16 protein-coding genes are annotated in these 25,475 nt (G+C 67.9%); 10 read left to right on the plus strand and 6 right to left on the minus strand.

Features of this window, described 5'->3' with window-relative positions; all coding sequences use genetic code 11:
- The first annotated feature begins 111 nt into the window (after positions 1 to 111).
- Positions 112 to 1,887, plus strand: a complete 1,776-nt coding sequence (gene ilvB / locus DB354_RS07035) for a biosynthetic-type acetolactate synthase large subunit (protein WP_107834746.1) — start codon at positions 112 to 114, stop codon at positions 1,885 to 1,887.
- Between the two features lie 19 nt (positions 1,888 to 1,906).
- Here the strand turns inward: ilvB and DB354_RS07040 are convergent, their stop codons facing one another.
- The 4 genes from DB354_RS07040 to DB354_RS07055 all read right to left on the minus strand — a co-directional run bounded on the left by DB354_RS07040 (position 1,907) and on the right by DB354_RS07055 (position 8,734).
- Entirely contained in the window at positions 1,907 to 4,183 is a 2,277-nt protein-coding gene (locus DB354_RS07040; RefSeq protein ID WP_158277404.1) for an adenylate/guanylate cyclase domain-containing protein, read from the minus strand.
- Between the two features lie 108 nt (positions 4,184 to 4,291).
- Positions 4,292 to 5,587, minus strand: coding sequence for a FecR domain-containing protein (locus tag DB354_RS07045; protein ID WP_107834748.1), 1,296 nt, complete (start codon positions 5,585 to 5,587; stop codon positions 4,292 to 4,294).
- A gap of 11 nt (positions 5,588 to 5,598) precedes the next feature.
- Positions 5,599 to 7,527: an O-antigen ligase family protein gene (locus tag DB354_RS07050; RefSeq protein ID WP_107834749.1), complete on the minus strand. Its 1,929-nt coding sequence runs from the start codon at positions 7,525 to 7,527 to the stop codon at positions 5,599 to 5,601.
- A 172-nt stretch (positions 7,528 to 7,699) separates the two neighbouring features.
- Positions 7,700 to 8,734 (minus strand): glutamine synthetase beta-grasp domain-containing protein, encoded by a 1,035-nt coding sequence (locus DB354_RS07055; RefSeq protein WP_107834750.1) that lies wholly within the window; start codon positions 8,732 to 8,734, stop codon positions 7,700 to 7,702.
- A gap of 258 nt (positions 8,735 to 8,992) precedes the next feature.
- Here DB354_RS07055 and DB354_RS07060 point away from each other — a divergent pair, with 258 nt between their 5' ends.
- From DB354_RS07060 to raiA, 4 genes are all read left to right on the plus strand, one after another.
- Positions 8,993 to 9,412, plus strand: a complete 420-nt coding sequence (locus tag DB354_RS07060) for a serine/threonine protein phosphatase (protein WP_107834751.1) — start codon at positions 8,993 to 8,995, stop codon at positions 9,410 to 9,412.
- Positions 9,409 to 10,350, plus strand: a complete 942-nt coding sequence (locus DB354_RS07065; RefSeq protein WP_107834752.1) for a protein phosphatase 2C domain-containing protein — start codon at positions 9,409 to 9,411, stop codon at positions 10,348 to 10,350. Before DB354_RS07060 ends, DB354_RS07065 begins: the two co-directional genes overlap by 4 nt.
- 100 nt (positions 10,351 to 10,450) lie before the next feature.
- Positions 10,451 to 10,822 (plus strand): gamma-glutamylcyclotransferase family protein, encoded by a 372-nt coding sequence (locus DB354_RS07070; RefSeq protein ID WP_107834753.1) that lies wholly within the window; start codon positions 10,451 to 10,453, stop codon positions 10,820 to 10,822.
- 136 nt (positions 10,823 to 10,958) lie between these two features.
- Positions 10,959 to 11,345 carry a ribosome-associated translation inhibitor RaiA gene (gene raiA, locus DB354_RS07075; RefSeq protein WP_107834754.1) on the plus strand — a complete coding sequence of 129 codons (387 nt, stop codon included), beginning with the start codon at positions 10,959 to 10,961 and terminating at the stop codon, positions 11,343 to 11,345.
- Positions 11,346 to 11,507: 162 nt separating this feature from the next.
- On the opposite strand, the gene DB354_RS07080 is transcribed toward raiA, so the two are convergent.
- Positions 11,508 to 16,352 carry a putative Ig domain-containing protein gene (locus DB354_RS07080; protein WP_146180143.1) on the minus strand — a complete coding sequence of 1,615 codons (4,845 nt, stop codon included), beginning with the start codon at positions 16,350 to 16,352 and terminating at the stop codon, positions 11,508 to 11,510.
- A 901-nt stretch (positions 16,353 to 17,253) separates the two neighbouring features.
- Positions 17,254 to 18,615, minus strand: a complete 1,362-nt coding sequence (locus tag DB354_RS21950; RefSeq protein WP_158277405.1) for an acyl-CoA dehydrogenase family protein — start codon at positions 18,613 to 18,615, stop codon at positions 17,254 to 17,256.
- 196 nt (positions 18,616 to 18,811) lie between these two features.
- On the opposite strand from DB354_RS21950, the gene DB354_RS07095 reads away from it, so the two are divergent.
- The 5 genes from DB354_RS07095 (at position 18,812) to DB354_RS07115 (ending at position 25,314) form a co-directional block, all read left to right on the plus strand.
- Positions 18,812 to 20,044, plus strand: a complete 1,233-nt coding sequence (locus DB354_RS07095; protein ID WP_158277406.1) for a cobalamin-dependent protein — start codon at positions 18,812 to 18,814, stop codon at positions 20,042 to 20,044.
- A gap of 17 nt (positions 20,045 to 20,061) precedes the next feature.
- Positions 20,062 to 21,825 (plus strand): methylmalonyl-CoA mutase family protein, encoded by a 1,764-nt coding sequence (locus DB354_RS07100; RefSeq protein WP_107834757.1) that lies wholly within the window; start codon positions 20,062 to 20,064, stop codon positions 21,823 to 21,825.
- Positions 21,826 to 21,899: 74 nt separating this feature from the next.
- The gene (locus DB354_RS07105) at positions 21,900 to 23,579 is read left to right on the plus strand and encodes an acyl-CoA carboxylase subunit beta (protein ID WP_107834758.1); all 1,680 of its coding nucleotides are present in this window, start codon (positions 21,900 to 21,902) and stop codon (positions 23,577 to 23,579) included.
- Between the two features lie 6 nt (positions 23,580 to 23,585).
- A complete protein-coding gene (locus DB354_RS07110) occupies positions 23,586 to 24,998 on the plus strand; it encodes an acyclic terpene utilization AtuA family protein (protein ID WP_107834759.1) in 1,413 nt (470 codons plus the stop codon).
- Positions 24,982 to 25,314: a hypothetical protein gene (locus tag DB354_RS07115; protein WP_107834760.1), complete on the plus strand. Its 333-nt coding sequence runs from the start codon at positions 24,982 to 24,984 to the stop codon at positions 25,312 to 25,314. The genes DB354_RS07110 and DB354_RS07115 overlap by 17 nt, the downstream gene beginning before the upstream one ends.
- Positions 25,315 to 25,475: the final 161 nt, after the last annotated feature.

Below are 25,475 nucleotides of genomic sequence, written 5' to 3' on the forward strand. Positions count from 1 at the left end.
GGCGATGCTTGTGACACACTTGGCGTCGGACGCTCCGGAATCCGGCCTTGCGTCGCATCAAAGCGATGGCCTTTGCTGTCCGCCGTCTGTGTACCTCCACCACGTTCTCGCATGAAAAAAGCCACCTCCTCCGCCGTGCCGTCGAAACCTGATGTGGGCCGCGAAATGAAGGGCGCCGACTGCGTCGTGGAGTGCCTGGTCCGCGAGGGCGTCGACGTCGTGTTCGCGTATCCCGGCGGTGCCTCGCAGGAGCTGCATCAGGCGCTCGCCCGCACCGAGAAGATCCGCGTCATCCTCCCGCGGCACGAACAGGGCGGCTCGTTCGCCGCCGAGGGCTACGCCCGCGCCTCGGGTCGCGTCGGCGTGTGCATGGCCACCAGCGGCCCCGGCGCCACCAATCTCGTTTCCGCGATTGCCGACGCATTCATGGACTCCGTCCCGCTGGTCGCGATCACCGGCCAGGTGTACTCGAAGTACATCGGGAAGATGGCGTTCCAGGAAACCGACTTCTTCGGGCTGACGCTCCCGATCGTGAAGCACTCCTACCTCGTCATGGACGTGAAGGAGCTGCCGCGCGTCTTCAAGGAGGCGTTCCACCTCGCCCGCAGCGGTCGTCCCGGCCCGGTCGTCATCGACATCCCGAAGGACGTGCAGCAGGCGAAGTTCACGCCGACGTTCCCGGCCAACGTCCAGTTCCGCAGCGCCTACGCCTCCGCCACCCAGCTCGCCACCGATGAACAGCTCAAAGCGGTCATCGCCTTGGTCGCGAACGCGAAGCGCCCGGTGATCTACGCCGGCGGCGGCATCATTTCCGCGGAGGCCCACAAGGAACTCCGTGCGTTCGCCGAAAAGACCAACATCCCCGTCGCCACCACGCTCATGGGGCTGGGCGCGTTCCCTGAGACTCACCCGCTCTCGATGCAGTGGTTCGGCATGCATGGCGCCGCGTACGGCAACTGGGCCGTCGACGAGGCCGACGTGCTGCTCACGCTCGGCGCCCGCTTCGACGACCGCATCACCGGCGACACCGGCAAGTTCGCCAGCCGCGCAACGATCGTGCACATCGACATCGACGCGTCGGAGCACAACAAGAACAAGCGCGTCCAGCTCCCCATCATCAGCGACATCAAGCACGCGCTGCGCCGGCTCAACGAGCTCCTCGCCGCCCAGTCGTTCACGCCCCCCGACACCCGCGCCTGGCACGAGCAGATTGCCACGTGGAAGAAGCAGCACCCGTTCCGGTACGACGACAGCAAGTACATCGTGCCGCAGGCCGCCGTCGCGACGCTCTACGAACTCACCAAGGGCGACGCCATCATCGCCACCGGCGTCGGCCAGCACCAGATGTGGTCGGCCCAGTTCTACCGGTTCTCCGAACCGCGCCGCTATATCAGCTCGCTGGGGCTCGGCGCCATGGGCTTCGGTTATCCCGCCGCGATCGGCGCCAAGGTCGCGTTCCCCGACCGCCAGGTCATCGATATCGACGGTGACGGCTCGTTCATGATGAACATCCAGGAGCTCGCCACGGCGAAGATCGAGAAGATCGGTGCGAAGGCGATGATCCTGAACAACCAGCACCTCGGCATGGTGGTGCAGTGGGAAGACCGCTTCTACGGCAGCGTCCGCGGCAACACGATTCTCGGCGACGAGACCAACGTCGGCAGCCCCGACAACCTCGACGGCCTCTATCCGAACTTCGTGAAGATCGCCGAGGGTTTCGGCATCGCCGGCCGCCGCGTCCACCTGAAGAGCGAGCTCAAGGACGCCATCCAGGAGATGCTCGACCACGATGGCCCGTTCGTCCTCGACGTGGTCGTGCCCTACACCGAGCACGTGCTGCCGATGATCCCCGCCGGCCGCACCGTAAAGGACATGCTCCTGAAGTAAGGCGCGCCGCGCGGCCGCCTCACTTTTCCTTCATCACATACCGGCCGTCCCAATCCGGGGGCGGCGGCTCGACCTGGCAGTGGCGCACGATATCGACGTACACCAGCGACGGATTCGTGCCCACCCCACCGTCCCGGCCGGGCTGGTTCGGCTCCAGCCGCCCGCTCTGCTCGAGCAGCCCGTGCGCACCGGTCCAGTCCCGCTGGTAGTAACGCTCCAGCGCGCGCTCGAAGAGCGCGATGCACTCGCGGGTCTGATCCGTGACGTTCTCCTTCAGCCCGACGATCTCATGGATTGGCACCGGCTGAGTGCGGCCTTTCACCACGATCCGGCCCAGCGCCCGAAACACCACGCGGTCGGGGTTGTGCCCGAGGCACGCCAGCCGCGTTGACTCCGTGCACATCGTGTACGCGCCCCAGCTCTTCGCGCCGCTCTCCATGCGCGCCGCCAGGTTCACGTTGTCGCCCATCATCGTATAGTTGAAACGCGTCCGGCTGCCCATGTTGCCGATCATGCAGACGCCCGTATTCAGGCCGATGCGGTTGCGAAGATTGTGCACGAGCGCCGGCCACTTGTCGCCTTCGCTCTTCCACTTCGCGCGCAGCTCGGCCGCGCGCAGCTGCACGAGCTGCGACGCGATGCACGCGCGGTACGCGTGGTCCGGCGCATCCAGCGGCGCGCCGAACATCGCGACGAGCGCGTCGCCGATGTACTTGTCGAGCGTGCCCATCTCCGACTGCACGATGTCCGTGCACGCGGTGAGGTACTCGTTCAGCAATTCGCCGAGCTTGGATGAGGGCAGCACCTCGGAAAACGCCGAGAAGCTCTGGATGTCGCTGAAGTAGGCCGTGATCTCCGCGTCGTGCCCGCCGAGCTCGGGGTCTCGCTTCGAGTTGATCATCTGGTTCACCACCGCGGGCGCGAGATACGTGCCGAACATGCCCTTGATGCGGCTCTTCGCCTTCTGCTCCGCGACGACCTGCCAGATCAGTCCTGCAAAACTCGTGCTGAAGGCCGCCCCCAGCGGCGCCACCAGCGGCAGCACCAGGTCGACACGGCTGAACGCCGTGAACGTCACCGCCACGAACGCCCCCACCACGAGCAGCGCCGCGATCTTCGCGAATACCGCGCGCGAACCGCCCATCACCGCAAAGGCCGCCATCACGACCGCTAGGCCAAAGATGATCGCGTGCTCCACCACCCGCGGCACGTGCTGCAGGTACCGGCCCGACACGATCGTCATCAGCACGTTGCCGTGCACGCCGACGCGGGGCACCGCGTTCGGATCGAGCGAGGTCGGAGCGATATCCTGCAACAGCGGATCCACCGGCCCGACGAGCACGACGGCGTCCTTGAATTCCGGATTCGAAAAGAACTCCCGGGCCGTCGCCTTTTCCTCAGCGGTGCCCGACACCAGCGACTCCGCATAGTGATAGAGATCGACGAACTCCACATGCGCCGTGTACCGCGAGCGCCAGCGCGTGAACCAATTCACCTCGATCAACTGCCGGTCCTTGAGCGGCACGCGCGCCACGCGCCCGCCGTCGGGCCGCACGAAATCGAGGTAGTCGTCGCCGATCTTGATGCTGCCGGGCGGCAGCCCCCAGTAGAGCCGGGCCAACTCCACCGCCATGTGATGGTAGGTGCGCGTGGCGGTCGGCGCATAGGCCGGCACCAGCCGGGTGTCCTGATCAAGGGTGTCGATCAACCCGGAAAACGGCGGACTGAATGGCCGCGTCTTGTCCGGATCCGGACTGGTCTCAAACGCAGGCAACTCCGGCGGATCGATGTCCTCCAGCCGGCGTCGCTCGCGCGCGATGAGGGGTAGCGCCCGCTCCCGCCGTTTGCCATGCACGTCGATAAAGTGCCATCCGCCGTAACCCGCCGCCAGCACCACGGGCGGTTGCTTGTGCAGGAACCGGCCGAACTCCACGTTGCCGATCACCATCTTCCGGCGGTCGGCGGACTCAGCCATGCCGGCCTCGGACAGCACGAAGTCGAAACCCACCGCTTTCACCTTGGCCTCGTTCACCAGCGCCGCCGCCACGCGCGCAAAATAGACCCGGTCCCAGGGCATGTTGCCGATCGCATCGAGTGACAGCGAATCGACGTCCACATAGATCACCTTCACCGGCGGCGTGAGCTCGCCCCGGTAGCGGAAGCGCCAGTCGACGGAGGTGTTTTCCGCCGCGTCGAGCACCCCGTACTGATGCAGCACGCACCAGAGCAGCGGGATTGGCAGCAGGAGAAGCCAATGAAGCTGGGACCTCAGTTTCCCCTTCTGAAACAGCGACATCGGGGGCGAGGCTAGCTGCGCGGATTCAGAACGGAAGCTGATTTCCGGACGCGGCGCTGTGCTCAGACGCGCGGCCTGGCAAGCCATGGGCGCCGCGCGTCACCAGGCTTAGCTGCCACCGGCGCCAGGCGTGAGAGTGGCCGGTGGCGTCGTGGGAGCCGGCGAGGTCGGAGCCGGGGTACTGCCTCCGCCCGTCGATCCCGTACCCGAGGTCGATCCGGTGCCCGAAGTGGTGCCCGTCCCGGACGTCGTACCGGTTCCGGAGGTCGTACCTGTACCGGTGGTGGTGCCGGAGCCAGACGTCGTGCCGGTATCGCTCGTGGTGCCGCTGCCGTCGCTCGTGCCACTGCCTTCGCTCGTACCGCTGCCACCAGACGACGAACCGCTGGTCGAGCCTCCACTGGTTTCGCCCTGACTGAAGCTTGTCGTCGACGCCGTGGTCACGAGCGTCTGCGCCATCTGGATAATGAGCGCCTGTGTTTCGGCGCTGATAGGCTGGGTCGAGGTCACGGTCGGCGGCGCGGTCATCACGACCTGACCGGTCGTCGGATTCACCTCCACCGAGAGGGTAAGGACAACCTCCTGCCCGCCAACCACCGCGAGGCCCGATGCCCCGCCGCCCTGGCCTTGGCCAGCCCCTTGGCCACCTTGCCCCTGACCTTGGCCCTGTCCCTGACCTTGGCCTTGGCCTTGATCCCCCGACTGCCCTTGGCCCTGGCCCTGCCCCTGGTCGCCAGACTGGCCCTGCCCTTGCCCCTGACCTTGGCTTTGGCCCTGCCCCTGGCCGGCGCCGCCTACCCCACCTTGGTCACCAGCGCCGCCTTGCTGAAAGTTCACATTACCCTCGACCGTGCTGATCGAGAAAACGGCGAAGGCCTGACCAGTGCCGGTCGGGCGGAAAACGATGCGGAACGTGGTGCCGCGGATGCCGGCCGCGCCCACCGGGGTCTGGATGACAAACGCCGAGCCTTCGGCGTGGCGCAGCTTGGCCACCTTGCCGACGAGTTCACCACGCGCCATGCGCAGCTTTGTCCGTGACCGCGTCGGCTCTTCCTTCAATTCACCCACCGCGAGCGTCCCGCTGAACGGGTCCTGCAGAAACTCTTCCACCGTAAGCACGGTGTCAGGTCCGAGCTGAGTCGTGGCGCCGTTCGAGAAAACCAGCACGACGCTGGATTCTTTGGCGGTGGTAATGATCGCAGACTGCGGGACCGGCGCGTCGTTCTTCAGTTCGGAGGTCACGCCATTCACCGCCATCGACACCGCGCCCACCACCTGCTTCGCGACGATCTGGCCGGGCGGCATCGATGGGGCGGGAGCCGGCGCAGCCGGTGTCTGGCTGCGAACGATGCCAACCGCCGCAAACATGAAGAAGGCCAACCAGAGCGTGAGCCGGGGGTGCATGATGGGTTTCCTTACCGCCCAGTATGGCCGGTCGCCAGGGAGTCGCGCAACCGCAGGCTTTCGGAATTTTTCCCATCCAGCCTCAAGCAGAACTCCACCAATGCTTTAGCAAGTTCATGACCTGCGGGCTTTTGGGCCAGATGGTACGCGTAATGGAACCATGGCAGAACCGACTTGGGGCTAAGTTTGATCGCCTTGGCAAAGTCATCCCCGGCTTCGTTCCACCTTCCCTGCATGTCCCGGGCGACACCGCGACGCACCCACGCCTCGGCCAGGAGCGGCGCCAGCGCAACCGCGCGGTTGGCATCGGCTTCGGCGAGTCGCCCCAAGATTGCCTCCCGCCGGGGGTCCGCTCGCGATGCTTGGGCCCGCATGTACGCAAGATCGGCCCAGGCCTGCGCGTTGCCGGGTGCGAGGACGACCGCGGCCGAAAGCGCTTCCCGAGCCTGTTCCAGGTGTTCGCGGAACCGGGGCGAGCTGGTTGCCTCCTCCGCCAACTCGTTGATGAGCCGACGTCCGTCCTGCCTCAGCTTCTCTGCCCGGTACTGCGGCACGACCACCCAAACAGTCGCGACTGCAGCAGCGATCGGCGCCATCGCACCCGGCACCGCCAGCCACGCCTTTCCTCGCGCGACCGCCTGCGAACCAGCCGGCCAAGCCCGGCGCACCGTGATCGCCGCGAGCGTGGCAAAGGTCATCGCGAGCGCCGGCAGCTTGAAATGGAAGTCCACGAAAAGCTGCAGCCCAAAGGCCAGCAGTCCAATCCCCTGCGCCTGCCGCACCCAGCGATCGTCGAGCGCGTCGAGCCGTTCCCCTCCCGCTCCGCCAACCGACGTCTGCCCCGCACCCCGATACGCGCGCACCACGACGACCCCCGCCGCGCCAAAAAACAGCAGGAAGCCGACGAGGCCATAATCGCTTAGCGTATTGAGATAGTCGTTATGCGCCCAACGCGGGGTCAGTAGGAAGCCCTCCGGACGATACCGTTCGAACAGCACATCGAAGCTGCCGCCTCCCGTCCCCCACACCGGCTTTTCGCCGAACATGCTCCAACCAGCGCGCCAGAGAATGGGCCGGCTGCGCTCCCCCATCCCGCGCGCCAAATCGTCGAACCGCTCCTGCACGGCCGGCGACACCGCGTACGTCAACGTCCCCACCACCGCGACCACCGCCAGTGCCAGCACCGCCCGCGCCATCCGCCGGCGCCATGAATCCCCCGCCGCCAGCAGCGGCCACACCGTCAGCGCCAACGCCAACGCCAGCCAGCCGCCGCGACTGATGGTGATCCCCACGCCCAGCAGCAGCACGAGCGTGAGCCAGCCGTAGAAGACCCGCTCGGCCGCACTCGCGCCGCGGCGCAGTGTCAGCGCCCCCGCCACCGGGAGCAGCAGCATCAGGAACGCCGCGAGGCTGTTCGGAATGCCAAAGGGACCACTCGCCCGCCCAAAAAACTGCTCCGCCTGCGTCCGACCGAGCATCAGCCACGTGGGGTCGACAAACTTCTGATGACAGCCGAGCACCACCGCCACGACGGCCAACGTAAACAGCACGACGTAAAGCAGGCGCTGCGTGAGTCGCGATTCGTTGCCGTTCAGCACCACCCAGAAAACCGCGATCAACTGCGCCCACGTCAGCCAGTCCATCCAGCCCAGCCAATGCACGGGCGAAACCCACGCCACATTGACCGCCGCGTACGCCAGGAACGGCAGGAACAGCCACCCTGCCGGATGAGGCCGCCAGCCGGCACCACGCCGCGCCCGTTGCCACCAGCCCACCGCATGCACCAGCAGAAGTGCTGCAGTCAGCCAACTGGTCACCACCATCGTGCCCGGCAGGTAGCCGCCAAGACACAGCGTCGTCCACAGCAGGTTCACCGCCAGCAGCATGGTCTGCAGCCATTCCCAGGGTGAAATGCGGACGAGCGGCGTGGTCGGGGGCATCGAAAAGGCGTTGAGCCGCTGATGCCCGAAGGGCCCCCTACCGGCAACTCGGTTTCTCCCCACCGGCCCAAAGGGCCTTTCCCGGCTACAAAAAAGCGGCGCCGCACGATGGCGGCGCCGCGAAAGCAATGGGCTGAACCGAGCCTGCCGCCCGGTCTGCCTCTGCCGAGACTTATTTGGTCGGGACGGTGAGAATCGTCTTAAGGATCCGGCCCGCGACCAGATACGGGTCAGCGGCGGAGTTCGGACGGCGATCCTCGAGATAGCCCTTGTAGCCGCTGTTGATGAAGCTGTGCGGAACGCGCACCGACGCACCACGATCGGCCACGCCGAAGCTGAACTTGTCGATCGACTGCGTCTCGTGGAGACCCGTCAGGCGCAGGTGGTTCTCCGGCCCGTACACGGCGATGTGCTCGTCCATGTACTTGCTGAACGCGGCCATCAGGCGGTCGAAGTAGTCCTTGCCGCCGACTTCGCGCATGTGCTTGGTCGAGAAATTCGAGTGCATGCCCGAGCCGTTCCAGTCGAGCGGCGCGTTGTACACGCCCCGGATCGGCTTGCAGTGGAACTCGACGTCGACGCCGTACGCCTCGCAGAGACGCACCAGGATGTACCGGGCGACCCACATCTGGTCGGCCGCGCTCTTCGAACCCTTGCCGAAGATCTGGAACTCCCACTGGCCCTTCGCCACCTCGGCGTTGATGCCCTCGATGTTGATCCCCGCCGCGAGGCAGATGTCGATGTGCTTCTCGGTCAGCTCACGGGCGATCGAGCCCACGTTGCTGTAGCCAACGCCGGTGTAGTACGGACCCTGGGGCGCCGGAAAACCATCATCCGGGAAGCCGAGCGGCTTGCCGTTCTTGAAGAAGAAATACTCCTGCTCGAAACCGAACCAGGTACCCTCGTCATCCGGAATCGTCGCCCGGCTGTTCGTCGGATGCGGCTGGCCATTCGGCAGCAGCACCTCGGACATGACCAGATACGCGTTGGTCCGCGTACAGTCAGGATAGAGGGCGACGGGCTTGAGGAGGCAGTCGGAGCTCTTGCCCTCGGCCTGGCGCGTTGAACTGCCGTCGAAGCCCCAGACCGGCAAGTCGGCCAGCTTCAAGCTGCCGTACTCGCCATCAATAATCTTCGTCTTGGAACGAAGGTTCGCGACCGGCTGATAGCCATCGAGCCAGATGTATTCCAGTTTGATCTTCGCCATAGGTGTCGTGCGTTGGGCAGGAGTGATTGGACCTTTACCGGGGGTGCGTGAAGCGTTTTCGAGAGAAAGCCCTCGGAAAGAAGTGAACGCAATTAAGCAGCGGGCATGCCAGCCTCACGAAGAAATCGCATTCATGCTCACTTTCTTTCGCAGCAACCGGATTTCTGCTCCGGCCGAGGCCCGACGCCGACGCCAATCGCCGGCCTCCGTCAACGGCCTTGCTTCCGTCCCGACCGCCGCGGACACTCGCCGCACGACATGCAAGAGATGAAGGACACCGCCCGCGCCATGGTGCGGATCGGCTTCGACGGCCGGGTCTACAAGACCTACCGCGGGCATCGTGCCCGGGAGCGGTTCGACCACGAGACCCGGGTTCTGCGGCATCTCGAAGCCCGGGGGTGCGACTTCGTCCCGCGCGTTCTCGAAGCCGATCCGAAGGGCCTCCGTCTCGTCACCACCAACTGCGGCGGCCGCGTCGAACACCTGGGCGAGCAGCGCCAGGTCGAGATCTTCGCCGAGTTGGAGAAATACGGCATCCGCCACGAGGACCGCGCGTTACGAAACATCACGTACCGCACCTCCGACGGCCGGTTCTGCATCATCGACTTCGAATTCGCCACGATCCTCGACGACGCCGGCAACGAGATCGCCACCCTCAAGCCCTCTCCCGACGCATGACCCCGTCCGACCCGTCCCTCCCGCCCTCCGCGGAGCCCGCGCCTGCCGCCGGTCCCGCCGGGGCTCGTCCGCCCATCCATCTGCACTGGTCCGGCATGACCCACGTGGGCAAGGTCCGCCCCAACAACGAGGACGCCTTTCTGGCCCTGACGTTCGACGGCCACGATGTCCGGTACTTGGGCAAGGTCGGCGACGCATCCCTTTGCGGTGGCGACTTCGTCTTCGCGGTCAGCGACGGCATGGGCGGCGCCAAATCCGGCGAGTTCGCCAGCCGCATCACCGTCGACCGGGTGACCAAACTCTTTCCGCGCGCCTTCCGACTAGCCGCCGCCGGCATGGGCAGCGGTTTCCCCGACCTGCTCAACGAACTCGTGATGGCGATCCACAACGACCTGCTGAAGCTCGGTTACTCGTACGAGGAATGCGCCGGCATGGGCGCCACCCTCAGCCTGGGTTGGTTCACGCCGGAGTGGATGTACTTCGCCCACATCGGCGACAGCCGCATCTACTACCTCCCCAAGGAGGGCGGCCTCACCCAGGTCACCCACGACCACACGCACGTCGGCTGGCTCCGCCGCCAGGGCAAGGTCAACGAACGCGAGGCCCGCACCCACCCGCGCCGCAACGCCCTCCAGCAGGTCCTCGGCGCCGGCCACCAGTTCGTCGAACCCCACATCGGCGCCGTCCACCACCATCCCGGCGATCGTTTTCTCTTCTGCTCCGACGGCCTCGTCGACGGTCTCTGGGACCGCCAACTCGAGGAGCTCATCCGCACGCCGCCGCCGGAACGCGCCGAACTCCCCCCCGCCCGCTGCCTCGTCGAGGAATCGATCGAGCGGTCCGGCCGTGACAACACCACCGCCGTCATCGTCGAGATTCGCGCCGGCAGCACTGAGGGCGGCGCTCCCGGCAACAACAGTTCGGCGCCGGCGGCCTGACACCTGCTGCATCGGCGTAGCGGATGCTGGCAGCCGGGAGCACTCACTCGGAGAGGCCTCCCGCCTGCGTTCCTCGACTCTCCGCCACCCCAACCCCGCCATGCCGAACGGCCCGCATCTCCTCTTCGTTTACGGCACGCTGAAACGCGGTGGCCCCAATCATCACCTGCTCGCCGCGCAGCGGTACGTCGCTCCCGCCCGGACCGTGCCGGGCCACACGCTGTACCACCTCGGCGAATACCCGGGCTTGGTCGCCGATCCCGCCGACGCCGAGGGTGTCGCCGGCGAACTTTGGTCCGTCAGCTCCGCCTGCCTCGCCGCGCTCGATCGCTTCGAGGGCGTGCCCGAGGGGCTCTATCGGCGCCAACGGCTCCCGTTACGCCCGCCCCACCACCTGCTCGAGGTCGACACCTACGTGTACCTGCTACCGGTGTCCGACTACCCCCGCCTGGGGCCGCACTGGCCGATTTGACTCCACGTTGCCGCGTTTCTCCCTACGGCCGGCGCGCTCGCGATTTACATCTCCCGCCGCGTCGGCGCGCCTGCATCCGCTGATCCGCCGTCCGGCGCCCGCGTCACCAAGCCCCCACCTCGTTGTCTGGAGCGCCATGAATACCAATCCCGACGACCTCGCCTCCAAACTCATTCTCCAGGGAGTCCACGTGGAACTCACGCCGGCGATGCAGGATGTGATTCGCGACAAGTTCGGCGTCCTCCTGCGGCACAACGAGTGGATCATCCGCCTCAACATCCGGCTGAACAAGGACCAGGCCCGCGGCCGCCAGAACCACTTCACCGCCACCGGCCACATCGAGATCGGTGGTCCCGACCTCGTGGCCCATGTCGAAAGCGACGATGCCTACAGCGCGCTCGACGGGCTTGTCGACAAGCTCGACAAGCTGCTCCGCGACCGCCACGAGCGCCGCAAGGACAAGCGCAATCACCCCGAGGACATCGAGATCGACGCCCCGCTGCCGAAGATCCCGGGCCGCTGACGCCCTTCATCGCCGACGCCGCGCTGACTCTTTCGCTCTCCAAATACGAAAGTCCCGGGCGCGCCTGGCGGCACGTCCGGGACCAACTCAATCCGTGACTGGGGCAGCCGGTGCACCCGGCGGAGCGAGCCCCTGGCTCACGATCCGCCGGGCGCCAGCTCATCACGGGTTGGGAATCTCGTAGATCTCGACCATGGCCGAGCCTGTCGTCCCGTTCGCCCCCGAGACCATCGCCGTGTATGAACCCGGATCGAGGGTGATGATGACGACCGCGTCCTTGGTTCCATTGTCCAGCGGGAACGCGCCGGTGGCCGAGAAGGCGGCGTTGATGTCCGCCACCGAGGCGGCGATCTGCGCGCTGCCGACGGTCTGCGGCGTGCCCCAATTGTCGTTCTTCGCAATCACCTTGCCGGCGCCGTCATAGACATTGAGCACCGGATCGGCGAGCAGGTCGCCCACGTTGAACTTCGACAGCGACGGGCCCACCGCGCGGATGAGCACCCGCTTCGGCTGGTTGCCGCTGACCACGAAGCCGCCAATCAGCACGTCGTTCCCCGTGCCCACGTAGCCGCGGGTCGAGATGTTCACGAGTTGCTTGCTCGGCACGAGCGCGTTGGAGGCAACGTCGTACACTTCGATCAGCGCGGTGCCTTCGCCGTTCGAATCGATGATCGCCGTGTACAGACCCGGCGTCAGCGTCACCACCATCGCCGCGTCCTTGCTGCCCGTCGGCAGGTCAAACGCACCGAGGGTCTTGCCCGCAGCCGTCACATCTGCGTTGTCCGCCCAGCCATTGTTCGACGCGATCACCACGCCGGCGGCGTTGTAGAGCTTCAGCCGGGGCTCGGGCAGCGGGTTCGTGAAGCCGAACACCGACATCGTGGGGCCGACCGCCCGGATCAGCATCTGCTTCGGCGTCGTGCCGTTGACCACGAAGCCGACGATCGACGGGTGGCTCGGATCCTTGCTCACCTTCAGGCGCGACGAGATGTTCACCATGCGGTCGGTCGCGTTGACCGAGACGCTGATGCCCGCGAAGCGCGACTCGAAGTTGGACAGCTTCACCGTGCCGGTGAGGGCGTCCTTCTTCTCGCTCACGTTCGCCGTCATCTTGCCGCCGTCCGAGAGGTCGATCGAGACCGCGCCGTTGGCGGAGACCGTGCCCGTGCCCGCGACCGAGAACGTCGGGGTGACCACGAGGCCGTAGGCGGTGCCGTCGGCGGCGATGAAGACGTACGTCTCGCCGCGGGCCGAGCCCGGGATGGTCGCGACATACAGGCCCGCGTAGTCCGCCAGCGAACCGCTGGCCGGCTGCACGTTGGCCGTGAAGGCGCCGAGGCCTTCGATCGTGCCGCGGATCACGCCGTCGGCGACGGTGCCGCTGACCGTGCGCCCGGCCGTCGCCTCGACGACCTGGCCTTCCATCACGTTGTCCTCCGCAGCGGGCGCCTTGCTCGGCGTCGTGGACGTCGCCTGGGCCAGGAACATGCCGAGCGCGATATTGAACCGCACCACGACGACCTCACCGGTGGCGCTGACGCGCAGCACGAGCGTGCCCTTGCTTCCGTCCTGCGACACCGCGGCGGCCACGTGATCCGTCCCCAGCGAGCCGAAGTAGACCTGTTGGCCGACCGCGTTGACGTGGAACGTCAGCACGACATTCGCCGCCGGCAGGTAGGAGTCGTTGCCAGCCTGGGAGGCGCGGACGATCACCACGCCATCCGCGCCGGTCGGCGTGAGCACGTTGCCGCTGAGGGTCGCGGGACCGCTCACCAGCGTGTACGTGACCGGCAGGCCGGAGGTCGCCGTCGCCGTCAGCGTGAGGCTGCTGTCGGCGTCGATCTCCCGGATGGTCGAGTTCGCCTGGATGACCTGCGCGGCCTTGTCGGCCGTCACGGTGATCGTGGCGCTCGCGGGCGCCCAAGTGTTGTCGCCGATCTGCGTGGCGCGGACCGTGACCGGGCCGGGCCCGGTGACCGTCAGCATGTCGCCGCGCAGCGTCGCGCTGCCGCTGATCACAACATAGCTCACGGGCAGGCCGGAGCTGGCGGACGCGCCGAGGCGCACCGGCATACCGATGACGATCGAGCTCGTCGGTGCGCTGAAACTGATCGTCTGCGCCTTCTTGGGCGGCTCCTGCGAGTTGCCGATCACGAAGGTGATCGTGCCGGTGCCGCTGCCGGCCGCGTTGGTCGCGGTGACGGTCGCGCTGAAGGTGCCCGAAGCGGTGGGCGTGCCCGAGATCACGCCGGTGGTGGCGTTGATCGAGACACCGGCCGGCTGGCCGACGATCGCATAGCCCGTGGGGCTGTTGGTCGCCACGACGCTGTGCGAGAGCGCCACGCCGACCGTGCCGTTGACCGTGGCCGCGGTGACGACCGGGATGGACGGGGCGGTGGCCGGGCTGATGGTGATCGTGAGCTGCGCCGAAGCATTGCCGTTGGCGTTGGTCGCGCGGACCGTCACCACGCTGCTGCCGGCCGCGGTCGGCGTGCCGGTGATGAGACCGGCGGTCGACATGCTCAGGCCGCTCGGAAGCGTGCCGGCCGTGATGGCGTAGCTGGTCGCGCCCGTGGCGGAGACCTGATAGCTGAGCGCCGTCCCGACCGTGCCCGAGGCCGTCTGATTCGAGATCGTCGGCGCGCTGCCGGACGAAGCGGGGCTGACCGTAATCGTCAGCGTAACGGCGCTGCTCGTGCCGTTCGCGTTCGAGGCGCGCAGCTGCGAGGAGATCGTACCCGCGGTCGTCGGGGTGCCCGAGATCACGCCGGTGGTGGCGTTGATCGCGAGGCCGGTGCCGGTGAGGTTCGTCGCGGTGAAGCCGGTCGGCGATCCGCTTGCAGTGATCTGGTAGGTGAACGCCGTGCCCACGGTCGCCGTGGCGGTCGTGGCGCTGGTGATCGTCGGCACCGTGCCGGTTGAGCCCGGGTCGATCGTGATCGTCAGCTGCGCCGAGGCATTGCCGTTGGCGTTGGTCGCGCGGACCGTGACGACGCTGCTGCCCGCGGCGGTCGGCGTGCCGCTGATGAGGCCGGCGGCCGACATGCTAAGCCCGGCCGGGAGCGTGCCGCTCGTGATCGAGTAGCTCGTCGCGCCGGTGGCGGAGACCTGGTAGCTGAAGGCGCTGCCGACCGTGCCGGTGGCGGTCTGGTTGGAGATCGTCGGCGCCGAACCGCCGCTGCCGCCCGCGATCGTGACGGAGCCCGAGGTGTTGCCCACGCCGCCGAGGTAGTTGCCAGCGGCGTCGCGAATCGCGGACGACGCGCCGCCCACGACGGTGAGCGTCACGGTGCCGCTGCCAGAGGCCGTGACCGGAACGGTGTAGGTGGTCCCGCTGCCCGAGACCGCACCGATGGTCGCGCTCGTGCCAGTGATGATGAAGTCGTTCGCATCCACGCCGGTGACGGCCTCGCTGAAGGTGACGGTGAACGTGGCATTGTTGCCCGTCGCGGCGCCCGCCGTGACCGAGGCCACCTGTGGCAACGTGGTGTCGGCCGCCGGCGCCGTGCCCGTGCCATAGACCGGAGTCGCGGTGAGACCGCTGCCCCGGAAGGCATTGCCGCCGCCGCTGATGCCCGTGCCGGAGGTGCGGATCGCAACCTGGATGGCGCCGTTCGTATCCGTGTAGTTCATCGCGACCCGGTACGTCGTCGTGTTGACCGCCGTGACACCGGTGAGCGTCGCGGTCGCGGCGCCCTGCGTGTTGACGATGAAGTCGCCGACATCGACGCCGGTAACCGGCGTGTCGAAGACGATCTCCCACTCGGCGCTCACGCCGGGGACAACCGAAGCGAGCACCAGGTCAAATGCCGTCACCGTCGGCCCGAGCGGCGCCGCCGGAGTGCCGGGCGAGGACGCCGCGGAAACGTTGAAGGAAAGCGCAAAGGACGCGCTCGTGCCCGACGCGTTCGTCGCAGTGAGCTGCGCCGTGCTCGTGCCGGCCGTGGTCGGAATGCCCGCAATCACGCCCGTGCTCGTGTTCAGCGTCAGCCCGGCAGGCAGGCCCGTCGCCGCGTAGCTCGTCGGCGAATTGGAGGCCGTGATCTGATAGGTGAAATTCTGGCCGACGGTCGCCGTCGCGCTCGCCGCGCTGTTGATCACCGGAGCCGAGCCGGTGCCGCCCGTGAGGCTGAAGACCACCACGCGGTCGTTGTTGTAGTCGCCGACGTACGCGCGGTTGGCCGCGGTATCCACCACGGCGTGGAAAGGCAGCGAGAGGCCGCCGGTCAGCGTCATCGACGCCGCGCCACCGGTCGTGGACATGCGGCGGACTTCCTGCGTCGCGCCCGTGCCACCGCCGCTGCTCACCGCCACCCAGAGATCGCCAGTCGAATCAATGCTCATGCCGAGCGGAAGCGTGCCGGAGCCGGTGCTGTATTCCGTGATGAAGGCTCCCGTCGTCGCGTCGAACACGCGGATCAAGGAGCTGAAGCTGTCGGTGACGAGGAGGCGGTTGCCGTCGAGCGCAACGCCGTACGGGCCGGTCACCGCGAAGGCCGTGCCGCCGCCCTCGGTACCGTTGATGCGGCCGTCGCCACCGAACGCCGTGACCAGCGCGCCGGACGCGTTCCACTTGGAAACGACGCCACCACCGTTCCCGAGGGAACCGGTGGTGTCGCCGTGCTCAGCCACGAAGAGATTGCCCGCCCCGTCCCGCACCATGCCGGTGGGGCCGTGCACCTGCCCCGTCGCGATCACGACGGAGCCCGCTCCGCCCGTGTTCGGGATCCGGCGGACGGTGTTCGCCGCGCGGTCCGCGATGATCAGGTCACCGGAGCTGTCGACGATGATCGTGTCGGGGCTGGTGAAATCGCTCGCCACGACCGTCGCGGTCGTCGCGCCGGAGGTGAGGTTGTAGCGCAGGATGCGGCCGCCGCCGGTGTCATCGGTGTTGCCGTGTTCCGAGACGTAAAGCCAGGTGGCGTTCACTCCGCCGATCGTCCGGGTGTCCAGCGCCAGGAACGTCGGCCCGTTCAGGCTATTCGCCGCGCCAAGCGTCGTGACCACGCTTTGCGCGAAAGTCGGTAAGGCTGAAAGCAGGAGCACACAAAAGAGGGTGAGCGCCGAAGGGAGCGCGAACCCGCGATTTCGAGGAGACTGGGGCGTTCGCCCAATCCCGCCAGGGGCAGACAACATGGAGGTCATAGTTGGTTTGGACTGAGTTGGAGTCCTTGTTTCGGCGGACGCTTTGTCCGGAGATTCCGCGCCGATCCTAGGCCAAACCGATTGCCCCGACTGTTGGGTGGTCACCCAGCTTTGCGGTGGGTGAATCCCCACCCGACGCCCTGCCACTCTCTTTCTCTTACTCTTCCTCGTTCTCGTTCTCGTTCTCGGCCGGCATACGCCGGCCGAGAACCGACCTATCCGACCTATCCGACTGATCGGACTGATCAGACTGATCCGGGCAGACTCATCACATCTGCCGGTCCTCCCCCCGTTCCGCCAAATTGCCCCCAATGGGCGCGCGCTTTTCGCCCTCGGCGCGCAAATCCGCGCCCCGCCGGCGCCCTTTCCGCGCCCTCGTCTTGCCCTTACCCCGCCCCAATTCCGCCCTTCTTGCGCCCCGCTTCCGTTTCCTCTCTTCGTAGTCTTCCTCCTTTCTCGGTCTTCGCGACCGCGCTTCCTTCGATCCAGAGGGTCCGAGGGCAACAATTATAAAGCGCCTAGGGCCGGCCACTTCCGGAATAATGTCCAGATACTCCGGAATAATGTCCAGATACTGCCCGATAATGTCCGGATAATGTCCGGATCTTTTGTTTTCGCCGCCACGGCGAAAACAAAAGTCAGTCGCGCGGAATTCCCGCAGGACTGCTCGCGCGATCGCAGCGATACCAACGCCGCCTCCCGCGAAATCCGACAACAATTCTCCGCAGTCTCGGTCGTCTTGCCTCCCGAATCAGTTTTCGCGTCAGCGAAAACTGCGAAAACTGCGAAAACTGCTGAGCAGGCTTCGACTGATCACGATCCGCTGCACTTCGCTCGAGCCTTCGCCGATTTCGCTGAGCCGCGCGTCGCGCCAGTAACGCTCCACGGGAATATCGCGCGTGTAACCGTAGCCGCCGTGAATCTGCAGCGCGCGATTGCAGATTCGCGAAGCGGCTTCGCTCGCGAAGAGTTTCGCAATCGATGATTCGCGCGTATGCCGCACTCCCAGCGTCGCGAGCCGCGCCGCTTCGAGGACCAGCAACTCCGCGGCGCGCAACTCCGTCTCGCAATCCGCGAGCATGAACTGCACGGCCTGAAAATCCGCGAGGTGCTTGCCGAATTGCTTGCGCGTCGTCGCATGCTTCAGCGCCGCATCGAGCGCCGCGCGCGCGAGCCCGAGCGAAACCGCGGCCACACCAATGCGCCCTTTGTCGAGGCACGCGAGCGCGCCGGTGTGTCCCGATCCGCGCTCACCGAGCATCTCGGCGCGCGCATTCACCAACTTGAACTCGCTCGTCTCGCTCGCGCGCAGGCCGCACGTCGGCACTTTGCGCACGGGCCGGATCTGTGACTTCTCGACAAGAAACGCGCTGATCTCCTTCCGCCGCTCCTCCTCGCCCGCCCGTCCGCCGTCCACCTTCGCCACGCCGCCGGCGGACAGCCCCGCCGCTCGCCTCCGGCCCCCGTCCTTCGCCAGCCCTCCGGCTTCCGACTTCCGACCTCCGTCCTCCGACTTCCGGCCTCCGGCTTCTGGCTTCTGGCCTCCGGTTGCCTCCGAGTCCGACCGCGCCATCACCACGAGCACGTCCGCCTTTCGCCCGAGCGTGATGAAGCGCTTGAAGCCATTCAGCACCCAGCCGCCGTCGCCATCCGGCCGCGCCACGGTCTGCACGCCGCCCGAATCGCTCCCTGCCTCGGGCTCGGTCAGCGCCCACGCCCCGAGCCACTCGCCGTTCACCAGCTTCGGAAATACCCGCCGGTGCTGCGCCTTGCTGCCGCGCAAAAGAATGTGCCCGACCGCCAGCGCGTTGTGCGCGGCAATGTCGATCGCAAGCGCACCCTGGTAGCGCGCGAGTTCGCGGATCGCCAGCGCGTACGCCGCATAGCCGAAGCCGCGGCCGCCCAACGTCCGCGGCACCGTCACGCCGAGCAGTCCGACTTCTCCCGCGGCCTGAAACACCGAGCGCGGCAGTTCCTCCGCCTCGTCCCACGCCGCGGCATGCGGCGCGACTTCGTCCGTCGCAAAGACGGCAACGCGGTTCAGGAAGGCGCGCTCGGCGGCGCTGAGGTGGCCGCGCCAGGGTGAGTTCTGGTCGGCAACGAGGTCGATCGTGGGGTTCGTCATGGGTGGGAACTCCCGGCGCGGAACGAGTGTGGGGTTGAGGGGAAACCCGCCCCGGGGCCGCGCACGTTGCCGCACTTGCCTCGACGCGCAACCGCCCGCGCCCGCCTCCTGCCGGGCTTTACGCCTAAAGGATGAAAGGCCGACCCGGCGCGGCGCCCCATTTGCCGGAACCGCAACTCTGGGTAGCGTCCCCGCCATGGCTGTAGCCGTACCCCCGCGCCGCAACCGCCGTTCCCCCACCCCGCCCCGCATCCTGACCGCCGTGCCGCTTTGCGACGGACACGACAGCGCCGTCATGACCGTCAACCATGAGCTGGTCCGGCATGGCGCAGAAGTCGTGTACCTCGGCTACCACCAATCCGCGGCCGCCATCGCTCGCGCCGCCGTACAGGAGGACGTCGATGCCGTGGGCATCAGCAGTTACAACGGCGGCCACCTCGTCTTCTTCCGCGAAGTGCTCGCCGAACTCCGTGCCCGCAGCGGCGCCGACATCCCCGTTTTCGGCGGCGGGGGTGGCACGATCACCGCCGCCGACGCCCGCCTCCTGCAGCGCGCCGGCGTGGCCCGCATCTTCTTCGCCGGCACTCCCCTGGCGGCGATGGTCGACGAGCTGTTCCGCCACGCCTCCACGCGCCGGCGTCTCGCCGCTGGCAACGGCGACCGCGCACTCGGCCGCGCCATTTCGCTCGCGGAGAACGAGTCGTCTGCCGCCGCTCGCGCCCACGCGACGAGCCGCCGCGTCGCACCTCGTTCGCCTTTCGTCCTCGGCGTCGCCGGGCCAGGCGGCGCCGGCAAATCCACGCTCATCGACGAGCTCACCGCGCGCTTTCTTCACGACCAACGCGCCGGACGTCTCGCCATCCTCGCCAACGATCCCTCCCAGCCCGGCTCCGGCGGCGCGCTCCTCGGCGACCGCGTCGCCGCCATTTACGCGCAGAACGACCGCGTCTTCTTCCGCTCGCTCGGGACCCGCGGTGCCCAGGCCGGCCGCTCCGCCGCATTGCCGGGCGCGCTCCAGGTCCTGCGCGAGCGCGGCGGCTTCGATCTGATCATCGTCGAGTCCGTCGGCATCGGGCAGGAGAGCGATCCGTTTGGCACGCTGGGACGCGACGAGCGCGCGCTCGTCGACGCCGTGCTCTTCGTGCTGCCGCCGCACTACGGCGGGCGCATCCAGCTCGAAAAGACCGCCCTGCTCCATGGCGCCGATTTCGTCGCGCTCAACAAGTGCGACGATCCGCGCTGCGGCACCGCGCGCGCCGAGCTCGCGGCCTCCCTCGTCCGCGACACGCCCCCGCCCGCGCTGCATCTCACCACCGCCGCGCGCCACGACGACCCGGGCGTCGATCAGCTCTACGCCGCCATCGCCGCGCGCGCCGGGCTCTCCCCACCGGGCGGCGAGCGCCCGTGTCTGCTCTGCGTCGAGACTTGAGCCGCCTCCTGTTCCCCATGCCCCTCCTCTCGCAAGTCGCCGATGCCGTCACCGCCTACAACCGGCACGTGGCCGCCGAGACCGATCGCGCCCGGCGTGATCCCGTGTTCGCCGCCGAACTCGGCCAACGCTGGTCCACGCTGCGGGACAGCGTGCGCCCCACCCGCTCGCCCACCGGCACGCCGGTACCGAGGCTCGCGCTGCCGGACACCGACGAACCCGGCGCCGTTGCCCAGTACCTGCTCGGCGAGGGCGCGCCGGGCGAGTTCCCGTTCGCCAACGCCGCCTATCGCGAAATGTACCTCGCGCCCGACGCCGCGGCCGGCGCGCCTCCGCCCGGGGAGGAGCCGATGCGGCTGTTCGCCGGCCTCGGCCTGGCGGAAGACACCAACACGCGTTTCCGCTTTCTCGCGCGGCACCAGCCAAGCCTGCGGCTCTCCACCGCGTTCGACGGCCCGACGTTGTACGGCCTCGACAGCGATCACCCCGGCGTGCTCGGCAAGGTTGGCGAAGGCGGCGTGGCGATCGACACGGTCGACGATATGGCGCGGCTCTTCGCCGGCTTCGACCTGACCGCGCCCAACGCTTCGGTCTCGATGACGATCAACGGTCCCGGGCCCGCGATCCTCGCCATGTACGTCGCCGCGGCGCGCCGCCGCTTCGGCGAGGACTGCGTCGTGAAACTCCGCGGCACGATCCAGGCCGACATTCTCAAGGAAGTGCAGGCCCAGAACGAGGTGCTGTTTCCCGTCGAGGCCTCGCTGCGCTTCCTCGGCGATATGATCGCGTGGTGCACCACCGCGATGCCGCGGTTCTATCCGATCAGCATCAGCGGCTACCACATCGCCGAGGCGGGTGCCACGCCCGTGCAGCAGGCCGCGTTCACCCTGAGCAATGCGTTTGCCTACGTGGAGATGCTCCGCGCACGGGGCCTCGACGTGAATGCCTTCGGTCCGCGGTTGTCCTTCTTTCTGGATTGCGGACTCGACGTGGAATACGCGGTCCTCGGCCGCGTCTGCCGCCGGATCTGGGCCATTGGGATGCGTGACGCCATCGGCGCCGCCGAGCCCGCCCAGCGGCTCAAGCTGCACACGCAAACCAGCGGGCGCTCGCTCATCGCCGCCGAGTTCAAGAACAACCTCACCCGCACCGCCGTGGAGCTGTTCCTCGCGTACCTCAACGCCACCAACTCCTGCCACAGCAACAGCGCCGACGAGCCGTTCACCACGCCCACCGAGGAGTACGTGCGCCTCGCGTCCCACGCGCAGTCCATCCTGCTCGAGGAGAGCGGACTCTTCCGCCACACGATGAATCTCTTCGCGGGCGCGCCGGGATTGAAGGCGCTCGAACGAGCCGTCGAACAGGAAGTCCTGGCCGTCTTCCGCGAGATCGACGCGCTCGGCGGCGTGATCCCAGCGATGGAACAGCGTTACCAGCGCAGCCGCATCCAGGAGGCCGCGCACCACTACGAGCAGCAGGTCAACTCCGGCGCGCGCGCGATCATCGGGCTCAACCGCTATGCCGGCGAACCATCGCTCCCGAACGTGCCGCTGGCCCGCACCTCGCCGCGGCGGCAGCGACTACAGGTCGACCGGCTGAGCGCATTCAAGCGCCGCCATGCCCGCCGCGCGCCCGACGCGCTGCAGCGACTCGAGAACGTCGCGCGCACGCCGCAGGGCAATGTCTTCGCCGAACTGCTCCGCACCGTGGAGGTCTGCTCCCTCGGCCAGATCACCGCCTGCCTGCAGTCCGTCCTCGGCCAATACCGCCCCGCCGTGTGAAACCGCCTCCCCTGTCCACCTCTGTCCCTAGTCCGGGTTCGCCCGCACCGGCCGCGCGAGCCGCGCGAGCAGCTTTGCCCGCCCCCGCCCGCGCGCCCTCGCCTACACCGACGGCATCGACGTCGCGGAGGGATGCCGCGGCGTCCGGCGGCACGCCCGCCGCTTCTGCCGACTGGGACTCCCGCTGCCGCGAACTCGCCGCCGAGGAGGCCACGCTCCGCGAGGGTGGCGGCGCCTCGGGCCGCGAGCGCCAGCACAAGCTCGGCCGCCTCACCGCGCGCGAACGCATCGCCGCGCTCCTGGATTTTTCCGATGAGTTTTTGGAGCTCGGGCTCTGGGCCGCGCACGGGATGTACCGCGACTGGGGCACGTTCACCGCCGCCGGCGTGGTCACCGGCATTGGCCGCGTCTCCGACCGGCCCGTGATGCTCATTGCCAACGACGCCACCGTGAAAGCCGGCGCGTTCGTTCCCATGACCTGCAAGAAGATCATCCGCGCCCAGCGCGTGGCCTTCGAGTGCGCGCTGCCGCTGGTGTACCTCGTGGACTCGTCCGGCGTGTTCCTTCCGATGCAGGACGAGGTGTTTCCCGACGAGGACGACTTCGGCCGCATCTTTCGCAACAACGCCGTGCTCTCCGCCGCGGGGCTGCCGCAGTTCGCCGCCATCATGGGCAACTGCGTGGCCGGCGGCGCCTACCTCCCGGTCCTCTGCGACAAGATCCTCATGACCGAAGGCAGCGGCCTGTACTTGGCCGGACCGTCGTTGGTCAAAGCCGCCATCGGTCAGGAAGTCGACAGCGAGGCGCTTGGTGGTGCGACCATGCACGCCGAGGTGAGCGGGACCGTCGATTTCAAGGAACGCGACGATCCCGCCTGCCTCGCGCGGTTGAAATCGCTGGTCGGGCTCCTGCCGGCGTCGCCCGCCGCGCCGGAGTTCTCGTTGCGCAAACGGCCGACCGACAAGCCGGCCAACGCGGTGTACGACATCGTCAGCCTCGACGGCCGGCGCGAGTACGACGCGCGCGACCTGCTCGCGTGCATCGTCGATGCCGGCTCGATCGACGAGTACAAGGCCGACTACGGGAAGTCGCTCGTGTGCGCCTACGCGCGCATCGCAGGCCAGCCGGTCGGCATCGTCGCCAACCAGCGCAAGCGTGTGCAGTCGCCTAAATCGGGGCTGCAGATGCCAGGAGTGATTTACGCCGGCAGCGCCGAGAAGGCGGCGCGGTTCATCATGGACTGCAACCAGACGCGCGTGCCGCTCGTTTTCCTGCAGGACGTCTCGGGGTTCATGGTTGGCCGCGACGCCGAGGAGAGCGGAATCATCCGCGCCGGTGCTAAGCTGGTGAACGCGATGAGCAACTCGACGGTGCCGAAGCTTACCGTCGTCGTCGGCGGCAGCTATGGGGCCGGCAATTATGCGCTCTGCGGGAAGGCGTTTGACCCGCGTTTCATCTTCGCCTGGCCGAGCGCGCGCTACGCGGTCATGGGCGCGGCCCAGGCCAGCGGCGTGGTGTACAACATTCTCGCGCGCAGCGCCGGCGACCGCAGTCCCGATGAACTCGCCGCGCTCCGCGCCCAGGTGAAGAAGGACTACGTCGAGCAGGCCGACATCCGCTACGGGGCCGCACGCGGCTGGGTCGACGCCATCATCGCCCCGCACACCACGCGCCAGGTGCTCGCCACCGCGCTCGCGTACGCGACCCGGCCCGCCGTGCGCGCCTCGTTTCACACCGGCGTCCTGCAGGTGTAGCCCGCCATGACCGCCCCGTTGCGCATCGCCAACGCCTCCGCCTTTTGGGGCGACCAACCCGAGGCTGCCGCCCGCCTGCTCGCGCGTGCGCCGGAGGTCGACGTGCTGACGCTCGACTACCTCGCCGAGGTTTCGCTCTCGATCATGGCGATCCAGCGCGCAAAAGACCCGCAAGCCGGCTTCGCGCGTGACTTCCTCGATGTCCTGCGATCGTTGGCGCCGGCGTGGACTGCCGGAAGTCGCACGCGCGTGGTGACCAACGCCGGCGGCCTGGACCCGCTCGCCTGCGGCCGCGCGGCGCGCGCCGTCCTCGACGCAGCCGGGCTGCAGGGACTCCGCATCGCGGTGATCACGGGCGACGACGTGCTGCCCGCGTTGCGCGCGGAACCTGCCGCGTTCGCGAATCTCGAGACCGGTGCTTCGCTCGTGGGCGTCGCCGCGCGGCTCGTCACGGCCAACGCGTACATCGGCGCCGCGCCGATCGCGGACGCGTTGCGCGCCGGAGCCGACATCGTCATTGCCGGCCGGGTGGCCGATCCGTCGCTGACCGTCGGGCCGTGCCTCGCGCACTTTGGTTGGCGGGCCGAACAGTACGACGAGATCGCCGGCGCGACGCTCGCCGGACACCTCATCGAATGCGGCACGCAGGCGTGCGGCGGGTTCTCCACCGACTGGTTACAGCTGGCTGACGTGACCGACATCGGGTTCCCGATCGCCGAGGTGGTCGAGGACGGAAGCTGCGTAATCACGAAGCCCGCGGGCACCGGCGGGGCCGTCACGCGCGACACCGTGCGCGAGCAATTGCTTTACGAGATCGGCGATCCCGGCGCGTACCTCTCGCCCGATGCGCAGGTATCGCTGCTCGGCGTCACCGTGCAGGAAGTCGGGGCCGACCGGGTACGCGTTGCGGGCGCACGGGGCCGGCCACCGCCGGAGACGCTGAAGGTGTCCGCTACCTACCGCGACGGCTTCAAGGCCCACGGCCAGCTCACGGTTTTCGGGCACGACGCCGTGACCAAAGCGCGCGCCGCGGGCGAGGCACTTCTGCGGCGGCTCGCCGCGCGCGGCTGCCTGTTTCGTGAAACGGTCATCGAGTGCCTGGGCGCCGGCGCGTGCATGCCGGGAATCGTGGCGCCGGAGACCGAGGTCCGGATGGTCGAGACGGTGCTGCGGGTGAGCGTCGCGGCTGACGAGCACGAGCCCGTCGAGCGGTTCGCACGCGAGATCGCTCCGCTGGTGACATGTGGTCCTCAAGGCACCACCGGCTACGCCAACGCCCGACCGCGCGCGCTGCCGATCTTCGGTTACTGGCCGTGCCTCATCGACCGGGAAGCAGTCCGGCCGGAAATCCACTGGTTCGACCCTCGGTCCCGGGGTGTCTCGGAGGCGTCACCGTTTCGCCATGCCGCACCTGCGTGACATCGCGTTTGCCCGCAGCGGCGACAAAGGTGACTCCGCCAACGTGGCGGTGTTCGCGCGCTCGCCGGCCGCGTACGCCTGGCTGCGCCAGCATCTGACGGCCGACGTCGTGGCGCGCCATTTTCGCGCGCTCGGCGTCGGTGAGGTCACGCGTTACGAGCTACCGAACCTGGAGGCGCTCAACTTCGTACTGCCGCACGTGCTCGGCGGCGGCGGCTCGCGCTCCCTCCGCATCGACGCGCAGGGCAAGACCCTCGGGATGGCGCTGCTGGAGATGGCGATCGAGCCGGCCGCGGTCCCGCCGCGGCTGGAGTGACAGTGAGAGTGAAAGTGAAAGTCGGCGAACGGGTGACGCCCCTTGAGTATGAACCGTCCCGACCAGCAGCGGCTTGTGACGCCGTGACGCTGACCCCATCCGGACGGGGTTAGGGCGTCACCGCGTCACATTTTGGCCGAACGTGCGGTAAGTCTGGCCCG

Source organism: Opitutus sp. ER46 (assembly GCF_003054705.1).
In the GTDB taxonomy this organism is placed as follows: Bacteria; Verrucomicrobiota; Verrucomicrobiia; order Opitutales; family Opitutaceae; genus ER46.